This is a genomic window from Pantoea sp. YU22, assembly GCF_003970755.1.
Classification (GTDB): Bacteria; Pseudomonadota; Gammaproteobacteria; order Enterobacterales; family Enterobacteriaceae; genus Pantoea; species Pantoea piersonii.
Map to the genome: position 1 here is coordinate 622,997 of NZ_RYDU01000001.1, position 16,489 is coordinate 639,485.

16 protein-coding genes and 3 tRNA genes are annotated in these 16,489 nt (G+C 55.6%); 4 read left to right on the forward strand and 15 right to left on the reverse strand.

The window, feature by feature from the left end:
• Positions 1–32: 32 nt before the first annotated feature.
• The 6 genes from EKL29_RS03000 to EKL29_RS03025 form a co-directional block, all read right to left on the reverse strand.
• Positions 33–269 (reverse strand): major outer membrane lipoprotein, encoded by a 237-nt coding sequence (locus EKL29_RS03000; protein WP_007374746.1) that lies wholly within the window; start codon positions 267–269, stop codon positions 33–35.
• A 301-nt stretch (positions 270–570) separates the two neighbouring features.
• Positions 571–1,983, reverse strand: a complete 1,413-nt coding sequence (pykF, locus tag EKL29_RS03005) for a pyruvate kinase PykF (RefSeq protein ID WP_120452410.1) — start codon at positions 1,981–1,983, stop codon at positions 571–573.
• 346 nt (positions 1,984–2,329) lie between these two features.
• Positions 2,330–2,406: transfer RNA gene (locus EKL29_RS03010), tRNA-Val, on the reverse strand.
• A 10-nt stretch (positions 2,407–2,416) separates the two neighbouring features.
• A tRNA-Val gene (locus tag EKL29_RS03015) sits at positions 2,417–2,493 on the reverse strand.
• A gap of 3 nt (positions 2,494–2,496) precedes the next feature.
• Positions 2,497–2,573, reverse strand: a tRNA-Val gene (locus EKL29_RS03020).
• A 178-nt stretch (positions 2,574–2,751) separates the two neighbouring features.
• The gene (locus EKL29_RS03025) at positions 2,752–4,125 is read right to left on the reverse strand and encodes an MATE family efflux transporter (RefSeq protein ID WP_120452412.1); all 1,374 of its coding nucleotides are present in this window, start codon (positions 4,123–4,125) and stop codon (positions 2,752–2,754) included.
• 193 nt (positions 4,126–4,318) lie between these two features.
• Between EKL29_RS03025 and EKL29_RS03030 the strand changes: the two genes are divergently transcribed.
• Positions 4,319–4,957, forward strand: coding sequence for a riboflavin synthase subunit alpha (locus EKL29_RS03030; protein WP_120452413.1), 639 nt, complete (start codon positions 4,319–4,321; stop codon positions 4,955–4,957).
• Positions 4,958–5,000: 43 nt separating this feature from the next.
• On the opposite strand, the gene cfa is transcribed toward EKL29_RS03030, so the two are convergent.
• Both cfa and punC read right to left on the reverse strand, forming a co-directional pair.
• Complete coding sequence (gene cfa / locus EKL29_RS03035; RefSeq protein WP_126688812.1) at positions 5,001–6,149, reverse strand: cyclopropane fatty acyl phospholipid synthase; 1,149 nt, start codon at positions 6,147–6,149, stop codon at positions 5,001–5,003.
• 311 nt (positions 6,150–6,460) lie between these two features.
• Complete coding sequence (punC, locus tag EKL29_RS03040; RefSeq protein ID WP_120452417.1) at positions 6,461–7,666, reverse strand: purine nucleoside transporter PunC; 1,206 nt, start codon at positions 7,664–7,666, stop codon at positions 6,461–6,463.
• A gap of 122 nt (positions 7,667–7,788) precedes the next feature.
• On the opposite strand from punC, the gene punR reads away from it, so the two are divergent.
• The gene (gene punR / locus EKL29_RS03045) at positions 7,789–8,694 is read left to right on the forward strand and encodes a DNA-binding transcriptional activator PunR (protein ID WP_126688813.1); all 906 of its coding nucleotides are present in this window, start codon (positions 7,789–7,791) and stop codon (positions 8,692–8,694) included.
• Here punR and purR read toward each other — a convergent pair.
• A complete protein-coding gene (gene purR, locus EKL29_RS03050; protein WP_120452420.1) occupies positions 8,691–9,716 on the reverse strand; it encodes an HTH-type transcriptional repressor PurR in 1,026 nt (341 codons plus the stop codon). The genes punR and purR overlap by 4 nt on opposite strands.
• A 285-nt stretch (positions 9,717–10,001) precedes the next feature.
• On the opposite strand from purR, the gene EKL29_RS03055 reads away from it, so the two are divergent.
• Positions 10,002–10,091, forward strand: a complete 90-nt coding sequence (locus tag EKL29_RS03055; RefSeq protein WP_120452422.1) for a YnhF family membrane protein — start codon at positions 10,002–10,004, stop codon at positions 10,089–10,091.
• A gap of 49 nt (positions 10,092–10,140) precedes the next feature.
• Here EKL29_RS03055 and EKL29_RS03060 read toward each other — a convergent pair whose 3' ends face one another.
• Entirely contained in the window at positions 10,141–10,944 is an 804-nt protein-coding gene (locus EKL29_RS03060) for a C40 family peptidase (RefSeq protein WP_120452423.1), read from the reverse strand.
• Between the two features lie 362 nt (positions 10,945–11,306).
• Here EKL29_RS03060 and EKL29_RS03065 point away from each other — a divergent pair, with 362 nt between their 5' ends.
• Positions 11,307–11,642 (forward strand): Grx4 family monothiol glutaredoxin, encoded by a 336-nt coding sequence (locus EKL29_RS03065; RefSeq protein ID WP_179256429.1) that lies wholly within the window; start codon positions 11,307–11,309, stop codon positions 11,640–11,642.
• Between the two features lie 35 nt (positions 11,643–11,677).
• Here EKL29_RS03065 and rnt read toward each other — a convergent pair whose 3' ends face one another.
• The 5 genes from rnt to eptA form a co-directional block, all read right to left on the reverse strand.
• Positions 11,678–12,352: a ribonuclease T gene (gene rnt, locus EKL29_RS03070; protein WP_120452877.1), complete on the reverse strand. Its 675-nt coding sequence runs from the start codon at positions 12,350–12,352 to the stop codon at positions 11,678–11,680.
• Positions 12,353–12,463: 111 nt separating this feature from the next.
• Entirely contained in the window at positions 12,464–12,871 is a 408-nt protein-coding gene (gene gloA / locus EKL29_RS03075) for a lactoylglutathione lyase (protein WP_120452425.1), read from the reverse strand.
• 111 nt (positions 12,872–12,982) lie between these two features.
• The gene (locus tag EKL29_RS03080; RefSeq protein ID WP_126688814.1) at positions 12,983–14,080 is read right to left on the reverse strand and encodes an alkene reductase; all 1,098 of its coding nucleotides are present in this window, start codon (positions 14,078–14,080) and stop codon (positions 12,983–12,985) included.
• A 48-nt stretch (positions 14,081–14,128) separates the two neighbouring features.
• Entirely contained in the window at positions 14,129–14,725 is a 597-nt protein-coding gene (locus EKL29_RS03085; RefSeq protein WP_120452428.1) for a TetR/AcrR family transcriptional regulator, read from the reverse strand.
• Positions 14,726–14,764: 39 nt separating this feature from the next.
• The gene (gene eptA / locus EKL29_RS03090) at positions 14,765–16,405 is read right to left on the reverse strand and encodes a phosphoethanolamine transferase EptA (RefSeq protein ID WP_126688815.1); all 1,641 of its coding nucleotides are present in this window, start codon (positions 16,403–16,405) and stop codon (positions 14,765–14,767) included.
• Between the last annotated feature and the right edge of the window lie 84 nt (positions 16,406–16,489).

Below are 16,489 nucleotides of genomic sequence, written 5' to 3' on the forward strand. Positions count from 1 at the left end.
CCACATGGGCGCCATTTTTAATACCAGAACTCTTACTTACGGTAAGAGTGAGCCTGGTTGTCCAGACGCTGGTTAGCACGAGCTGCGTCATCTTTAGCAGCCTGCACGTCAGAACGGATTGCGTTCACGTCGTTGCTCAGCTGGTCAACTTTAGCGTTCAGAGTCTGAACGTCTGAAGACAGCTGGTCGATTTTAGCGTTGCTTGAGCAACCAGCCAGCAGAGTTGAACCCAGGATTACCGCGCCCAGTACCAGTTTAGTACGATTCATTATTTATACCCTCTAGATTGAGTTAATCTCCATGTAGCGTTACAAGTATTACACAAAGCTTTTTAAGTTGAGAATAAATTTTTGATGAGAAGATGCTTAAATTTGATCGTTCGCTCAAAGAAGCAGCGCTTAACCGCATATGATAAAAATATTTAGCGAAAACAGAGAGATTTAATCGGATTAACCTTAATTTCAGAGGATATTGAATAGTTATTATCGATTGGAAATTTTTTGGTTTTGTATTAGTAACAGAATAAAAAAAGCGCCTTTAAAGGCGCTTTTAAATAAATGCTTCTCGTAATTAAATGACGTGTACTGACGCCGTATTTGTGGTACCGCTTGGTACTAATGCGCCTGACACCATTACCACGACGTCGCCTTTTTGCGCGTAGCCGCTTTCGAGCGCCATTTCTTTACCGATGCGATAGAAATCATCGGTAGAAGCTATCTCTTTAACCAGGCGTGTTTCAACGCCTTTGCTCAGGATCAGCTGACGTGCCGTGGTCTCGTTGGTGGTAAGCGCCAGGATGGTCGCATCCGGGAAGTACTTACGTACGGATTTCGCCGATTTACCGCCTTCCGTCGCCACCACAATCAGCGGCGCTTCCAGTTTCTCTGCGGTTTCCACGGCGCCGCGGCAGACGGCCTCAGTGATGCGCAGCTTGCGGGAATCTTCCAGCGTATCGATGCGCGATTTCATCACGCGGTCGGTGCGCTCGCAGATGGTGGCCATAATGGTCACCGACTCCAGCGGATATTTACCTTTGGCGCTTTCGCCTGACAGCATGACTGCGTCGGTGCCGTCGAGGATGGCGTTAGCCACGTCGCCTGCTTCCGCGCGGGTAGGGCGCGGGTTTTTGATCATCGAGTCGAGCATCTGGGTAGCGGTGATCACTACTTTGCGCGCCTTGTTGCACTTCTTGATCATCATCTTCTGCGCGAAAATGACCTCTTCGACCGGGATTTCTACGCCCAGATCGCCGCGCGCCACCATGATGCCGTCAGAGGCGTCGAGGATTTCGTCGAAGTTGTTCAGGCCTTCCTGGTTTTCAATCTTGGAGATGATCTGGATATGTTCGCCGCCGTGGGCTTTCAGGTGCTCACGAATTTCCAGCACGTCGGAACGCTTACGAATAAATGAAGCCGCCACGAAATCGACGCCTTGCTCACAGCCGAAAATCAGGTCGCGTTTGTCTTTTTCCGCCAGCGCAGGCAGCTGGATAGAGACGCCCGGCAGGTTAACCCCTTTATTCTCGCCAAGGTCGCCGTTGTTCAGGACGGTACACACCACGGTGTTCTCCGTCACTTCTTTCACTTCCATGCCGATCAAACCATCGTCTACCAGCACGGTATTGCCAATTTTCAGATCTTCCGTAAAACCCGCGTAGGTGACAGCTACGCGCTCGCTGTTGCCGATTACGCTCTGGTCGGTGGTAAAGGTGAACGTCTGGCCCGCTTTCAGCGAAACGTCGTTACCGCCTTCCAGTTTCATGGTGCGGATTTCCGGACCCTTGGTGTCGAGCAGGATAGCAGCCTGACGACCGGTCTTCTGCATGACCGCGCGCATATTGGTGATGCGCTGACCGTGTTCGGCGTAATCGCCATGCGAGAAGTTCAGACGCATAACGTTCATGCCCGCTTCCAGCAGTTGAGTCAGCATCTCTTCAGATTCGGTTTTCGGGCCGATAGTACAAACGATCTTGGTCTTTTTCATGACAGGTTATCTGTAAGTTGTGATGGATGATAAAGGTCGGAGTTCGATGACAGCGCATCGAAATGAGAATTCTGGTTGATAGCGAAACGGACGATACAGAATAAGAATAGGTGACGAAGGCTGAGCGTGCAGGGAAGTTGTGCGGTTACGTCTGGAAACCGCCAGGAGCGTGTTGCGCAAAGAGTATAAGTTATCGCCATAGGCACGCCGCGCTGAAACCTTTCAAGTGAAACAACGCGGGATAGTATAGTCGCTAAGTATCCGAAAACCAATTAAAAAGCAGAAGGGGAAACGATGGAGATCAATAAAAAGTGAAGTTGCGCAAGGGGAAAAGGGTGCAAGAGAGTGGTGCGTTCTAATGGACTCGAACCATCGACCCCCACCATGTCAAGGTGGTGCTCTAACCAACTGAGCTAAGAACGCATTGAAGAAATGGTGCGTCCGAGTGGACTCGAACCACCGACCCCCACCATGTCAAGGTGGTGCTCTAACCAACTGAGCTACGGACGCACTTGGTGCGTTCTAATGGACTCGAACCATCGACCCCCACCATGTCAAGGTGGTGCTCTAACCAACTGAGCTAAGAACGCAACGGCTGTCAGGGCGACAGCGGGGACGAATATTAACGACAGCCAGCAACGCTGGCAAGGGGAAAAACGTATTTTTCCGTCTGACTGACCAGCAACTGCGCTATGCGTCGTTTTTTTAGGCGCAACGGGCCTTTACAGGCCCGTTCAGAGAGATGAGCGCCTTTTCCGCGTAGAGGCGTTAGCGCGCCGCGCGGGCGAGGATCACCTGCGCAGGCAGCTGCTGCAGACGGCGGATACGCCACAGCATCATGATCGCCGCTGAGGTCAGCCCGATAATGAAACCGCACCAGAAGCCCGCCGGGCCGAGACGCGGCACGACCCAGTCGGTCATCGCCAGCGTATAGCCGCTGGGCAGCCCCAGGATCCAGTAAGCGATAAAGGTGATAAAGAAAATCGAACGCGTATCTTTATAGCCGCGCAAAATGCCGCTGCCGATCACCTGAATCGAATCGGAGAACTGATAGATGGCCGCCAGCATCATCAGCTGCGCCGCCAGCGCCACCACTTCCGGATTGTCGTTATAGAGCAGGGCGATCTGATGCCGGAAGGTGACGGTAAACAGCGCGGTGATGGCGACCATACAGACGCCGACCGCCTGTGCGGTCCAGGCGGCAACGCGCGCCTGCTCCGCCGAACCCTGTCCCAGCCGGTAGCCGACGCGAATGGTGGTGGCGACGCCCAGCGAAAGCGGCAGAACGAACATCAGCGAGCTGAAGTTAAGCGCGATCTGGTGTCCGGCGACATCCACAATGCCCAGCGGCGACACCATCAACGCCACCACAGCGAACAGCGTCACCTCGAAAAAGAGCGCCAGCGCTACCGGCAACCCCAGCGAAACCAGCCGCTGCAGCACGGCGCGCGACGGTGGCGACCAGCGAGTTTGCATGCGGATATCGCGCAAACCGCCCATGCGGCGCACCCAGAAACGCATCACCAGGAACATCACCCAGTATACCGAGCCGGTCGCTACGCCGCAGCCGACGCCACCCAGCGCCGGCATACCGAAGTGGCCGTTAATAAAGATCCAGTTCAGCGGGATATTGACCAGCAGACCGATAAAACCCATCACCATGCCGGGCTTGGTTTTAGAGAGGCCTTCACACTGGTTGCGCATCACCTGGAAAAACAGGTAGCCAGGCGCGCCCCACAGCAGGGCATGAAGATAGCCTTCCGCCTTCAGAGCCAGCTGTTCGTCGATATCATGCATGGCGCGGATAACGTAACCGGCATTCCACAGCACCACCATAATCAGGATAGCGACGAAAAACGCCAGCCAGTAAGCCTGGCGGACCTGTTCGGCAATACGTTCGCGGCGGCCTGAGCCGTTAAGTTGCGCAACGGTTGGCGTCAATGCAAGCAGAAGACCGTGGCCGAACAGAATGGCCGGAAGCCAGATAGAGGTGCCGACTGCGACGGCGGCCATATCCGTGGCGCTTACTGCGCCGGCCATAATGGTATCCACAAATCCCATTGCGGTCTGCGCCACCTGAGCAAGGATGACCGGAATCGCAAGGGCAAGCAATTGACGCGCTTCTGTTAAATACTTCTGCACGTTAACACCTGTTTAAAAAAGAAAGGGGAGTAATCCCGGAGAAATGCGCGGTTAGTGTAGCGGCATTAACCGAATTCACCAAGTTTTGTCACGCTGTGCGTTATATTACGGCTGTAAAGCGGACGCGACGCGGAAATAATATCCGCGCGCTAAGCTGTGATAAGCTAGGGCAAACTTCGCAGAGGCCAAAACTATGTTTACCGGAATTGTGCAGGGCACCGCAAAGATTGTGTCCATTGAAGAAAAAGAACTGTTTCGCACCCATGTTGCGGAGCTGCCGGAAGAGCTGCTGCCGGGGCTGGCGCTGGGCGCGTCGGTTGCGCATAACGGCTGCTGTCTGACCGTCACCGCGATTGAAGGCAACCGCGTCAGTTTCGATCTGATTAAAGAAACCCTGCGCGTCACCAATTTAGGCGATCTGCAGGAAGGCGATGTTGTCAATATTGAACGCGCAGCGAAATTCAGCGATGAGATCGGCGGCCACCTGATGTCTGGCCATATTATGACCACTGCGGAAATCTGCAAAATTATCCAGTCAGAAAATAACCGCGAAGTCTGGTTTAAAATTCAGGATCCGGCGCAGATGAAATATATTCTGCATAAAGGTTTTGTCGGTATTGACGGCATTAGCCTGACCGTGGGTGAAGTGACGAAAAGCAAATTTTGCGTCTATTTAATCCCGGAAACGCTGGAACGCACCACGCTTGGCGCTAAAAAGCTGGGCCACCGCGTCAATATCGAGATCGATCCGCATACGCAGGCGATTGTCGATACCGTCGAGCGCGTACTGGCGCAGCGCGAAGCCGCCGCGCTCAGCCGCGACGCAGAATAAGCATAAAAAAAGGCGCTCAAGGCGCCTTATTTATCTGTACGGTTTAGCGCGCTACGCGCAAACCGCCTTCCACACCGCGACTAAACACGACCTGCCACAGCTGAATATCGCGGGCGCGAAACGCTCCAGCGCAGGCGTTGAGGTAGTAGCTGAACATACGCTTAAAGCGTTCGCCATACTTCTCAGCCAGCTGCGGCCACGCCTGCGTGAAACGCTCATACCAGGCCATCAGCGTAGTATCGTAATCGGCGCCAAAATTATGCCAGTCTTCAAGAATAAAGTGGGGCTCGCTGGCGTCCGCGATATGCCGTACCGACGGCAGACAGCCGTTAGGGAAAATATATTTATTAATCCAGGGATCGACATTCATATCGGTGCGGATCGCGCCGATGGTATGCAGCAAAAAGAGGCCGTCAGGCTTCAGGTTGCGATCCACCACGTCGAAGTAGGTCGCGTAGTTTTTCGGGCCAACGTGTTCGAACATGCCAACCGAAACAATACGATCGAACTGCTGATTGAGGTCGCGATAATCCTGCAGCAGGATAGTCACGTCCAGTCCTTCACAGCGCTGCTGCGCCAGCTTCTGCTGCTCGGCCGAAATGGTCACGCCATGCACGACCGCTCCGTAGTGGCGGGCGGCATAAGCAGCGAGACCGCCCCAGCCGCAGCCGATATCGAGCAGCGTCATGCCGGGCTTAAGCTGCAGTTTGCGGCAGATCATATCCAGCTTCGCTTCCTGCGCCTGTTCCAGCGTGTCGGCTTCTTTCCAGTAGGCGCAGGAGTATTGCATATAGGGATCGAGCATCAGCGAGAACAAATCGTTCCCAAGATCGTAGTGCTCTTTACCTACTATCCATGCGCGTTTTTTTGACTGCAGGTTGGTGAGACGCGCGGCGGCCACGCGCAGCGTATCTTTAAAGTGGTGCGGCAACTGCTTATCCAGCTTGTGCTTCAGCACGCGGTGAAAAAACATATCCAGCCGTTCGCACTCCCACCAGCCATCCATGTAAGCTTCGCCAAGACCAAGTGAGCCTTCCTGAATCACGCGCTTAAAAAAGTCAGGATGTTTAATCTGAATATCCCATGGGCGGCTGCCATTGATTTCGATGTCCGCTTTTTCCAGCATTTCGTGGACGATTCGATACCAGTGGTTTTCTTCAAGGCTCACTTCTTCTATACACGATGAACTCATAGCTTCTCCATCACCTGTCCGCTTTGAACCTGAGAAAAAGAATAGTCAATTTCTCAAGGCTTGTGAGAAAAGTCACGGATTGCTCCGTGCGCCTGATATCCGACGTTTTACAGAGGATTGAATCTGAAAATTATAGTCTGACGCAACGGAGTGGAAAGCGCGTGCAGACACCATCCGGGCGATAAGCTTCGCCTAATAATAAAACAATTATGTTATTGATTTGTTGCAGATTTATTGACCTGACTGAGTATAAGCTCAACCAGGTCAATATTCAACGACTTATTGTTAGGCAGCTAACTATGCAAGTTGCCTTAGTGATGATCCTGGCAGGGAGCAGCGGGACGAACAATATCCATTTGTGCGCAGGCGCGTCGCTGCCAGATATAGCCTGCAATCGCCAGAGCAATCGTCATCACCATAATCAGCGTAGTCATTAGCAGCGGCTGTTGTAAACCTGCAGAGACCGCCAGGCTGGCAAGAAAGCAGAGGCCCAGCTGCAGCGTGTTTTGCAGCGCCGCGGCTTTACCGGTGGCGTGCGGGAAAGGCAGCAGCGCATTCGACACCACAATAGGGTAAATCGCGCCGTTCGCCAGCGCCATGCCGCAGAAAGGCAAGAGAAGGGCGATCAGGTTATGGCTGCCGGTCAGCGCCACGGCAAACAGCGTTGCGACGCTCAGGCTGTAGATCGTCAGGAGCCAGGGGAGCAGCAGCGTGCCGGAGAAGCGGTTAAGCAGCGCGCGGCAGCCGAATCCGCCCAGCAAAAAGGCGATAGTTTGCGGAATATAGCTCAGACCGATATCCGCCGGCGTTAAGCCCGCGTCGGCGAGGATAAAAGGCGACCCGGTGAGCCAGGCGAAAAAACTGGCGGAGCAGGCGGCGTAGATCAAGACGTTGCCGCTATACACCCCGGAGCGCAGCAGAGCGAAAAAGCCAGGCTGATCGGCGGTCTCTTTCGCCGTCGGGCGGCGGCTGGCGGGCAGGCGTAGCGTCACCAGCATCAGCGCGATGGCGGTCAGCGTCAGCACCAGAAAAATCGAACGCCAGTGAAAATGGCTGATTAGCCAGGCGCCGAGCAGCGGCGCAAGCGCAGGCGAAAGCGCAACCAGCGGCATAATGGTGGCGAATACCTTGTTGGCGCGGGCGCTGGGATAGCGATCTACTACCAGCGCCTGCCAGCTCACCGCTGCCGCGCACACGCCGATCGCCTGCAAAAAGCGCAGCGCCAGCATAAGCGCCACGTTTTCTACCCACAGCATACCGGCGCAGCCGAGCGCGAAAAGTGCCAGTCCCATCAGCAGGACAGGTTTGCGGCCGATGCGATCGGAAAGCGGTCCCCAGAAAAGCTGACCCACGGCGAAGCCCGCCAGAAAGAGACTCATACTGGCGCTGATGACGCCGGGCGACGTGGCGAAGCTAATCTGCATCGCGCCGAAAGCGGGAAGGTACATATCGGTCGCCAGAAAACCCAGCATGCTGAGCAGGGCGAGATAGGGCATAAATCCTTTTGATGACAGCATGGTTTTACTCATTCTCATATTCGTCAGGCAGGTTGAACGCGGCAAAGTGTAAAAGGGTGCGCCCGTCACTGTGAAACGTTAATATTTGCAGAATGCTGTGAAATATTTTGAAGGGAATAATTATGTGGTCTGAATATGCGCTTGAGGTGGTGGACGCCGTCGCGCGTACCGGCAGCTTCAGCGCCGCCGCTAAGGAACTGCATCGCGTGCCTTCTGCCGTCAGCTATACGGTGCGTCAGCTGGAAAGCTGGCTGGCGGTACCGCTCTTCGAGCGGCAGCACCGCGACGTGGCGCTGACCGCCGCGGGAGAACATTTCGTACGGGAAGGACGCGAAGTTATCAAAAAAATGCTCGCCACCCGCAGGCAGTGCCAGCAGCTGGCGAATGGCTGGCGCGGCCAGCTGAGCATAGCGGTTGATCGCATCGTGAAGCTGTCGCGCAGCCGCCAGCTGGTCACGGACTTCTATCGCCATTTCCCCGATATGGAGCTGCACATCAGCTATGAAGTTTTTAACGGCGTCTGGGATGCGCTGGCCGACGGGCGCGTAGACGTGGCGATCGGCGCGACCCAGGCGATTCCGGTCGGTGGACGCTTCTCTTTTCGCGATATGGGCGCGCTAAACTGGCGCTGCGTTGTGGCGCGCCAGCATCCGCTTACGCAACAGCCGCGACTCGACGACGACGCGCTGCGCGCCTGGCCGTCGCTGGTGCTGGAAGATACCTCGCGTGCGCTGCCGCGCCGCATGACCTGGACGCTCGATAATCAACGGCGTCTGGTGGTGCCGGACTGGCAGGCGGGGCTGGCGTGCGTACTGGATGGATTATGCGTGGCGATGATGCCGGGCCATCTGGCGCGTCCGTTGCTGGACAGAGGGGATCTGGCGGAGCTGACGCTGCCTGCGCCGTTCCCGGAAAGCCCCTGCTGCGTGAGCTGGTCGGAAGCGCACGCATCGCCGGCACTGAGCTGGCTGCTCAGCTATCTCGGCGATGCGCAAACGCTCAATCAGGAGTGGTTAAGCGAGGATTAACGGCGGTAGTCGCGGAAGGGACCGTCACCGACCGAGCGACGTTCAATCAGCGTCGGGTGCACTTCAATGGTCTGCGACTCTTCGCGTTTGCTGGTGATGCGATCCAGCAGCATCTCCAGCGCCTTCTCGCCCAGCTGGGCTTTAGGCTGATGGACGGTAGTCAGGGCTGGCGTGAAGTAGCGCGCGTTGCGCACATTATCATAGCCGATCACTGAAATATCCTGCGGCACGCGCAGGCCCATCTCGTCGGCGGCGCAGATCGCCCCCATCGCCATAATATCGCCGCCGCAGAAGATCGCCGTTGGGCGCTGCTTCTGCTGCAGGATCTGTTGCATCGCCTGATAGCCCGATTCTGGCTCAAAATCGCCCTGCACAATCCACTCGGAACGCACCGCGATGCCTGCTTCCTGAAGCGCTTTTAAAAAGCCTGCATGACGGCCGCCGCCGGTGTTGCGCTCCAGCTGACCCGGTATGGCGCCGATGTCGCGATGGCCGCGTTCAATCAGGTAGCGCCCCGCCAGATAGCCGCCCTGGAAGGCGTTATCGAGCACGGTATCGGTAAAGTCTGCGCGCGATTCGCCCCAGTCCATCACGACCATCGGGATATTGCGATTCTCTTCCAGCATCTTCAGCAGATCGTCCGGGTACTCGGAACACATTACCAGCAGTCCATCGACGCGCTTCTGCGCCATCATCGACAGGTAAGCGCGCTGCTTCTGCAGATCGTTGTGGGCGTTGCCGAGAATCAGGGTATAGCCGCGCTCAAAGCAGTGGTGCTCCACCGCTTCGATAATTTCCGCAAAATAGGGCGCCTCGCTGGAAGTGGCAAGCAACCCCAGCGTCTTGGTGTGATTTACCTTCAGGCTTCGCGCCACGGCGCTGGGCGAGTAGTGCAGCTCCTGAATCGCCTGCCAGACGGCGTTGCGCGTCTCTTCCGCAACGAAGCGCGTTTTATTGATAACGTGAGAAACGGTGGTGGTGGAGACACCCGCGCGCTTCGCGACATCTTTGATTGTTGCCATTAAAAAGAGACTCCAGAACTCATCAATAACTCGCTGATAAGCATAATGTTAAACGTTTGCGTCCGCTAAGAGACTTTTCTGTTAATTCGCTACAGTTTTTGTCGGTGAAATATTCACTGGGCGGGACAAAACAGAGGCTGTTGCGTGCGAACGGAACCGGTGTTGCGTCAGTTGCGCAACAAAGCCGGAGATTCTAACAAGGCTTGCAGGATAAAACGAGATTTTTACCGGCAACTATGGGAAAATCCCTTAAGACCCTGTTAATTGTGTGGATAAGGAAAAGTGATGAGCACTGATTTGAAAATGGCACTGATGACGACCTGTGCCGCGCTGCTGATGATCGTAGCGTTTAGCTTTACCGCCGTGATGCACTGATACGCAGCGATAAAAAAACCGGGGAGGCCCCCGGTTTTTCTTTTCTGTCTTAGCGTATGGTTTTCGGCGTCATCATTCGGCGCGCGCCGATGTAGTGACGCTGCCAGTAATCTTCCGACAGACCGCTGATCTGGATATCTTTTCCGGTGCGCGGCGACTGAATAAATTTGCCGTTGCCGAGATAAACGCCAACGTGATCGGCCGTACCGCGACCGTTAATACGGAAAAACACCAGGTCGCCTTTCTCCAGCGATTCGCGCTTCACCGGCGCGGCGTCGCGCAGGTGGTACATTTCATTGGCGGTGCGCGGAATTCTGAATTTCACTAAATCCTTATAGGCGTACCAGACCAGGCCGCTGCAGTCGAAACCGGTATGCGGAGAGGTGCCGCCCCACTGATAGGGTTTGCCCAGCTGTCCCATCAGCTTGGTCATCGCGGTTTCGCGCGCTTTCTGGTAACGCAGGCGATGAGACTTGCTCATTTTGATGGTGGTGCCGTCATCGGCGTCCAGCAGCTGCAGCTTAGCGGTTTTGGCCGTACCCAGCTCGCGCTGATGGCCATAACGTTTACGGGAAGATTTAAGGGATTTTTTCTGTTCGCCAGCGGAATGAGAAAGTGAAGCCGTTTCGATTTTCTTCTGTTTTTTCAGTTTAATTTTTTGCGTAGCAGAAGAAGGGCGCGATTTTTTCGAGCTGCTTTTAACCGGCCGCCGTTTGCGTCGCTCATCTTCGCGCGCGCTTTTTTTCTCCGCCTTGTGCAGGCTGGCGTTAACCGGCGTTTGCGGCGAAGCTGAAGCGATGTTCAGAAACAGCTGCGCGAAAGCTAATATGAAAAGCGTAATCAGTAATCGCATAGTCCGGTTACAGGGTTAGCGGTTACGACGACAGGCCGTAACGAGGTTAGAAAAATCTGATCGAGGATCAGCGCCGGGGCCATTCTAAGCCAGGTTTTTTTCAAAAGTTAAGCCATTTTTCTATTAAACTGTTACAGGGTTGCAACTGACTCATAAATGAGCGATTTCAGAAGCTTATAGCAGCAAACTTATTACCAGTTATGAACAGCTTAAGTTTTGATTATCGTCAGAAAAAGTCAGAGCTTTACTTAAAAACTTAACAAACATGGCGGTTTCGCCTGGTAAGCGAGAAATTGTCGTTTTCAGTAACGGGGCGAAGTCGCTACAATAAACAAACACGAAGTAGGGAATTAAGGAAGGCAATTATGAGTACTGTAGAAAAAATTCAGCGCCAGATCGCAGAAAACCCGGTCCTGCTGTATATGAAAGGCTCGCCGAAACTGCCGAGCTGCGGTTTCTCTGCGCAGGCGGTGCAGGCGCTCTCTGCCTGCGGTGAGCGTTTTGCTTACGTGGATATTCTGCAGAACCCTGATATTCGCGCCGAGCTGCCGAAATATGCCAACTGGCCGACCTTCCCGCAGCTGTGGGTTGACGGCGAGCTTGTTGGCGGCTGCGACATTATCGTAGAAATGTTCCAGCGCGGCGAACTGCAGTCGCTGATCAAAGAGACGGCAGAAAAGCATAAAGAAGCGGAATAAACAAAAAGGCCGACGCGAGTCGGCCTTTTTTATGACTATTCCTCCGACGCAGGTTCACCCTCGTCGTCCGCCGCGGCCAGCGGCAAAGGCCAGCCTCCCAGCCGTTTCCAGCGGTTCACCAGCTCGCAGAACAGCGTCGCCGTCTGTTCGGTATCGTAAAGCGCCGAGTGCGCCTGCGTGCTGTCAAAATCCATGCCTGCCGCTTTACAGGCTTTCGCCAGCACCGTCTGCCCCAGCACCAGCCCACTCAGCGCCGCGGTATCAAAGGTGGCGAACGGATGGAAAGGGTTGCGCTTCAGGCCTGCGCGTCCGGCGGCAGCCATCATAAAATTCAAGTCAAAGGTCGCGTTGTGCGCCACCATAATGGCGCGATTGCAGTGATGATCCTTGATCCCTTTGCGCACCATCTTGAAGATGGCGTGCAGCGCCTCATATTCGCTGACCGCGCCGCGCAGCGGATTGCTGGGATCGATGCCGGTAAAGGCCAGCGCTTCCGGATGAAGCAGCGCGCCTTCGAAAGGTTCGACGTGAAAATGCAGCGTCTGGTCGCGGTGCAGCCAGCCCTCTTCATCCATTTTCAGCGTGGTGGCGGCGATCTCCAGCAGCGCATCGGTCTGCGCGTTAAAGCCTGCGGTCTCGACATCGATCACCACAGGATAGAAACCTCGGAAACGTTGATTCAGCGCGTTCAGGGAGTTCGTTTCAGACATCAGCATCTCATAGCAGAAATTAGGCAGCGCGCATTATGGCAAAAAAAAGGTGAGGGTGCAGCAGAAGGGAAGGCTTCAGCCTGCCGCAAACAACAGACTGAAGCGGCAAACTTAGTTGCCCAGGCCGTTACCGGCATCTTTGTTTTCGATCAGCTCGATTTTATAGCCGTCTGGATCTTCAACGAAAGCGATAATAGTAGAGCCGCCTTTAACCGGGCCAGCTTCGCGCGTTACGTTGCCGCCCGCGTTGCGAATACGGTCGCAGGTCGCCGCCACGTCGTCCACGCCCAGCGCGATATGACCGTAGGCGTTGCCGAGATCGTAGCTGTCCACGCCCCAGTTGTAGGTCAGTTCGATAACTGCGCCTTCGCTCTCTTCGGTGTAGCCCACGAATGCCAGCGTATATTTGTATTCCGTGTTTTCGCTCTGACGCAGCACGCGCATGCCGAGAACGCGGGTGTAAAAGTCGATGGAGCGTTGCAGATCGCCAACGCGTAACATGGTGTGGAGTAAACGCATAACTTCCTCTTTTATTAAATTGTCATCTTCTGATGACGCAAACGCTAAGTATAGCGATGAAAATAGCAAAAAACGGTCGCTGGCGTAACCGTCGTCACGCCAGCGCTTCGCTTAGAGCGTGGGGTAGTCGGTATAGCCTTCCGCGCCGCCGCCGTAGAAGCTCTCCGGACGCTGCGGGTTGAGCGGGGCATCCTGCTGCAGACGCGCCACCAGATCGGGGTTGGCGATAAAGTCGCGGCCAAACGCCACGGCATCGATCAGACCGCGCGAAATAAGGTCGTCCGCTTTTTCGACGGTATAGGCGCCTGCGCCGATAATCACACCCGGGAAGATCCCGCGCACTTTTTCGCGGAAGGCGTCGCTATAGGGCTTGCCGCCCGCCCAGTCCGGCTCGGAAAGGTGCAGATAGGCGATATTGCGCTTCGCCAGCTCGCCGATATACCACAGCGCGGCTTTCTCTTCTTCAGGGCCGTTATCCAGATTCTGGAAGCTGCCCACTGGCGAAATGCGAATGCCGATACGATCGGCAGACCAGTTGGCAATGGCGGCATCCACCACTTCCAGCGCAAAGCGGCCGCGTTTCTCAATGCTGCCGCCATATTCATCGGTGCGACGGTTGGAGTCGGGCGCCAGGAACTGGTGCATCAGGTAGCCGTGCGCCGAGTGCAGCTCAAGCAGATCAAAGTCCGCTTCGCGTGCGTTGCTGGCCGCCTGGCCGAAGTCCGCCACGATCTGCTTAATCTCGGCGATGGTCAGCTCACGCGGCGTTGAGGTCTCTTCACGATAGACGCTGCCGTCTTCTGCGCGCAGCGAGGTGCGCGTGCCAGCGGCGATAGCGGAGGGGGCGACAGGTGCTTTCCCTTCCGGCTGGACGCTGTGGTGCGAAATCCGGCCGGTATGCCACAGCTGAACGGCGCTGTGGCCGCCAGCCTCGTGAATGCCTGCGTTAATCGCTTTCCAGGCGGCAATCTGCTGCTGGGTATGCAGCCCCGGCGCGCCGGCATAGCCTTTCGCCTGGAAAGAGACCTGCGTCGCCTCGGTAATAATCAGCCCGGCGCTGGCGCGCTGACGATAATATTCTCCCATCAGCGGAGTAGGAATATCGCCAGGTTCGATGCTGCGCAAACGCGTCAGCGGCGCCATAAATACGCGGTTCGGTACGGTAATCGCACCCACTTTAAGCGGGCTAAACAGCTGGGTACTTGCCATAACAACTCCTGTAGTAGACCGGTCTGCTATAAAACGGCGTTTTTAAAATCAGTGGGCGTGTAACCACTGTTCGAGAGTGCTTAATGCCAGACGCAGCGGCTCGGGCTCACGCGATAGCTTGCTCTGCAGGCTTGCGCCCAGCCACAAAATATAGATGACTTTCGCCATCTCCTGCGGCGCATGTGGCAACACCATCTTCTCCTGCCGCAGAGCCGCCTCCAGCGTTTGCGCATAGGCCGCGATAATACGGCTGGCGCCATGCTGCAGCGCATCGCGCATCGGCTCAGAGAGATCGCAGACTTCGGCGGAGAGTTTTACCACCAGGCAGCCGACGATATGCCCCTGTTCGCTGAACAGCCGCTCCGCCTGACGGAAGAACGCCAGCAGACGTTCGCGCGGCGTGCCCTTGTCATGCTGCAGCTGCGCGTCGACCTGCTGATGGAAATGGAGAAAGTAGCGCTCCAGCAACGCCACGCCAAACGCCTCTTTCGAGCGGAAGTAGTAATAGAAGGAGCCTTTCGGCACCTGCGCCAGCGTCAGCAGTTCGCTGAGTCCCATTCCGGTAAACCCCCGCTGCAGACAGAGCTGCTCGCCGGTGGCGAGCAGGTGTTCACGAGTTTCATTGCGTTGCAGCGTCTTGTTCATGGCGCTTAAGGTAGTAGACCGATCGGTCGAATGCAACGCTTAGCCCGCTTTACGGCACGTTCTGATCATGTCGAGCTGCGGCTGATACTCGCTGGTCTGCACGTCAAACATACCCAGCAGCGTATGGAAAAGGTTGTCCTGCGACACCTCTGCCGCAGGCGCCTGACGGCGCAGACAGGCCTGATCGATACCGTAGGTTTTGGCGTAATCGTCCGACATCCAGAGCAGTAAGGGGATATGCGTCTGTTGAGACGGCGCAAACAGGTAAGGCGCGCCGTGAAGATACATGCCATGCTCGCCCAGCGATTCGCCGTGATCGGAGAGATAGATCAGCGCCACGTTGAAGCGGTCGCTGAGGCCTTTCAGCTTATCGATGGTGCGGCTGATCATATCGTCGCTGTAGAGCAGAGAGTTATCGTAGGTATTCATCAGCGCCTGATGATCGCAGTCCTGAATCTGGTTGCTGTCGCAGGTCGGCGTAAACTGGCGGAACTGCGGCGGATAACGGCGATAGTAGGCAGGCCCGTGGCTGCCCATCTGATGCAGCACGATAATGCCGTCGTTATGCAGGCTGTCGGTATAGTTATCGAGCCGGTGCAGCAACACATCGTCCAGACAGGAACCTTGCTGGCATCCGTCATTCAGCTTCCACAGCGTCATATCGGTGTGGGGCACACGGTCGCAGGCGCCTTTGCAGCCGCCGTCATTTTCGCGCCACAGTACGCTGATGCCCGCATGTCCCAGCACGTCCAGCGCGCCATCCTGATGGTGCGCCAGATTGGCGTCGTAATGGATGCGCGGCATACTGGAGAACATACAGGGCACGGAGATGGCCGTTTCTGTGCCGCAGGAGGTCGCCTGCGGGTAGTAAATAACCTTCTGTTTCTTCAGCTGCGGGTTGGTCTCACGCCCATAGCCGCCCAGCGAAAAGTTTTCCGCTCGCGCAGTTTCACCTACGACCAGCACCACGAGCGTTTTTTTCTGCTCCGCTGCGATAGTCGGCCCTTTATGCGCGTCCTGACCGATATGGACCCACTCCTGGCTGCCTTTCATCCAGCGATTGTTAACGTAGTGGCCCGCGCCGCTGACGATGTTGGCGGGCGTCACCATCTTGACCAGCCCTTTATTGTTGCGGATCAGCGACGCGTAATCTTTATAAAACAGCAACGCCATCAGTATGATCACGCCCAGCGATGCCGCCATAAACAGCGCGCGCCAGGCCAGATTCATCCACCATGAGTCGCGGCGTTTGAAACGCACCAGCAGCATGATAAGGGTCGGCACCACGCCCATCAGGGTAATCCAGATGATGGCGTTAGGGCTGATCAGCGCGGTGGATTCCTGGAGATCGGTTTCGAATACGTTCTGCACCATATTGGTATCGATAACGGTGCCGAAGCTGTACATAAAGTAGTTTGCCGCCGCGCTCGACAGGATTAGCACCGCCAGCAGCGGCTTACGCAGATAAGGCCAGGCGATCAGGTTGAAGATCAACGCGAACGCTGCCGTCAGCACGACAGGAAGACTAAAGGCAAAAAGGTAGTCGTGCAGCGAGGTGTAGGGGATACGTTCCCAGGCGCGGAAGACAAACAGTCCGTTCAGAACTAACGCAAAAAACAGAGAAACCGCCAGATTAAACGTGCTTTCGTGACAGCGTAACTTATTTAACAGCATGAGTATCCAGTAAAAAACAAAGAGTCGCTAAAAGAGAATAACGATAACTGCTTTGAGAAACCTTAACAAAAGCTCAACACTATGAGGGGA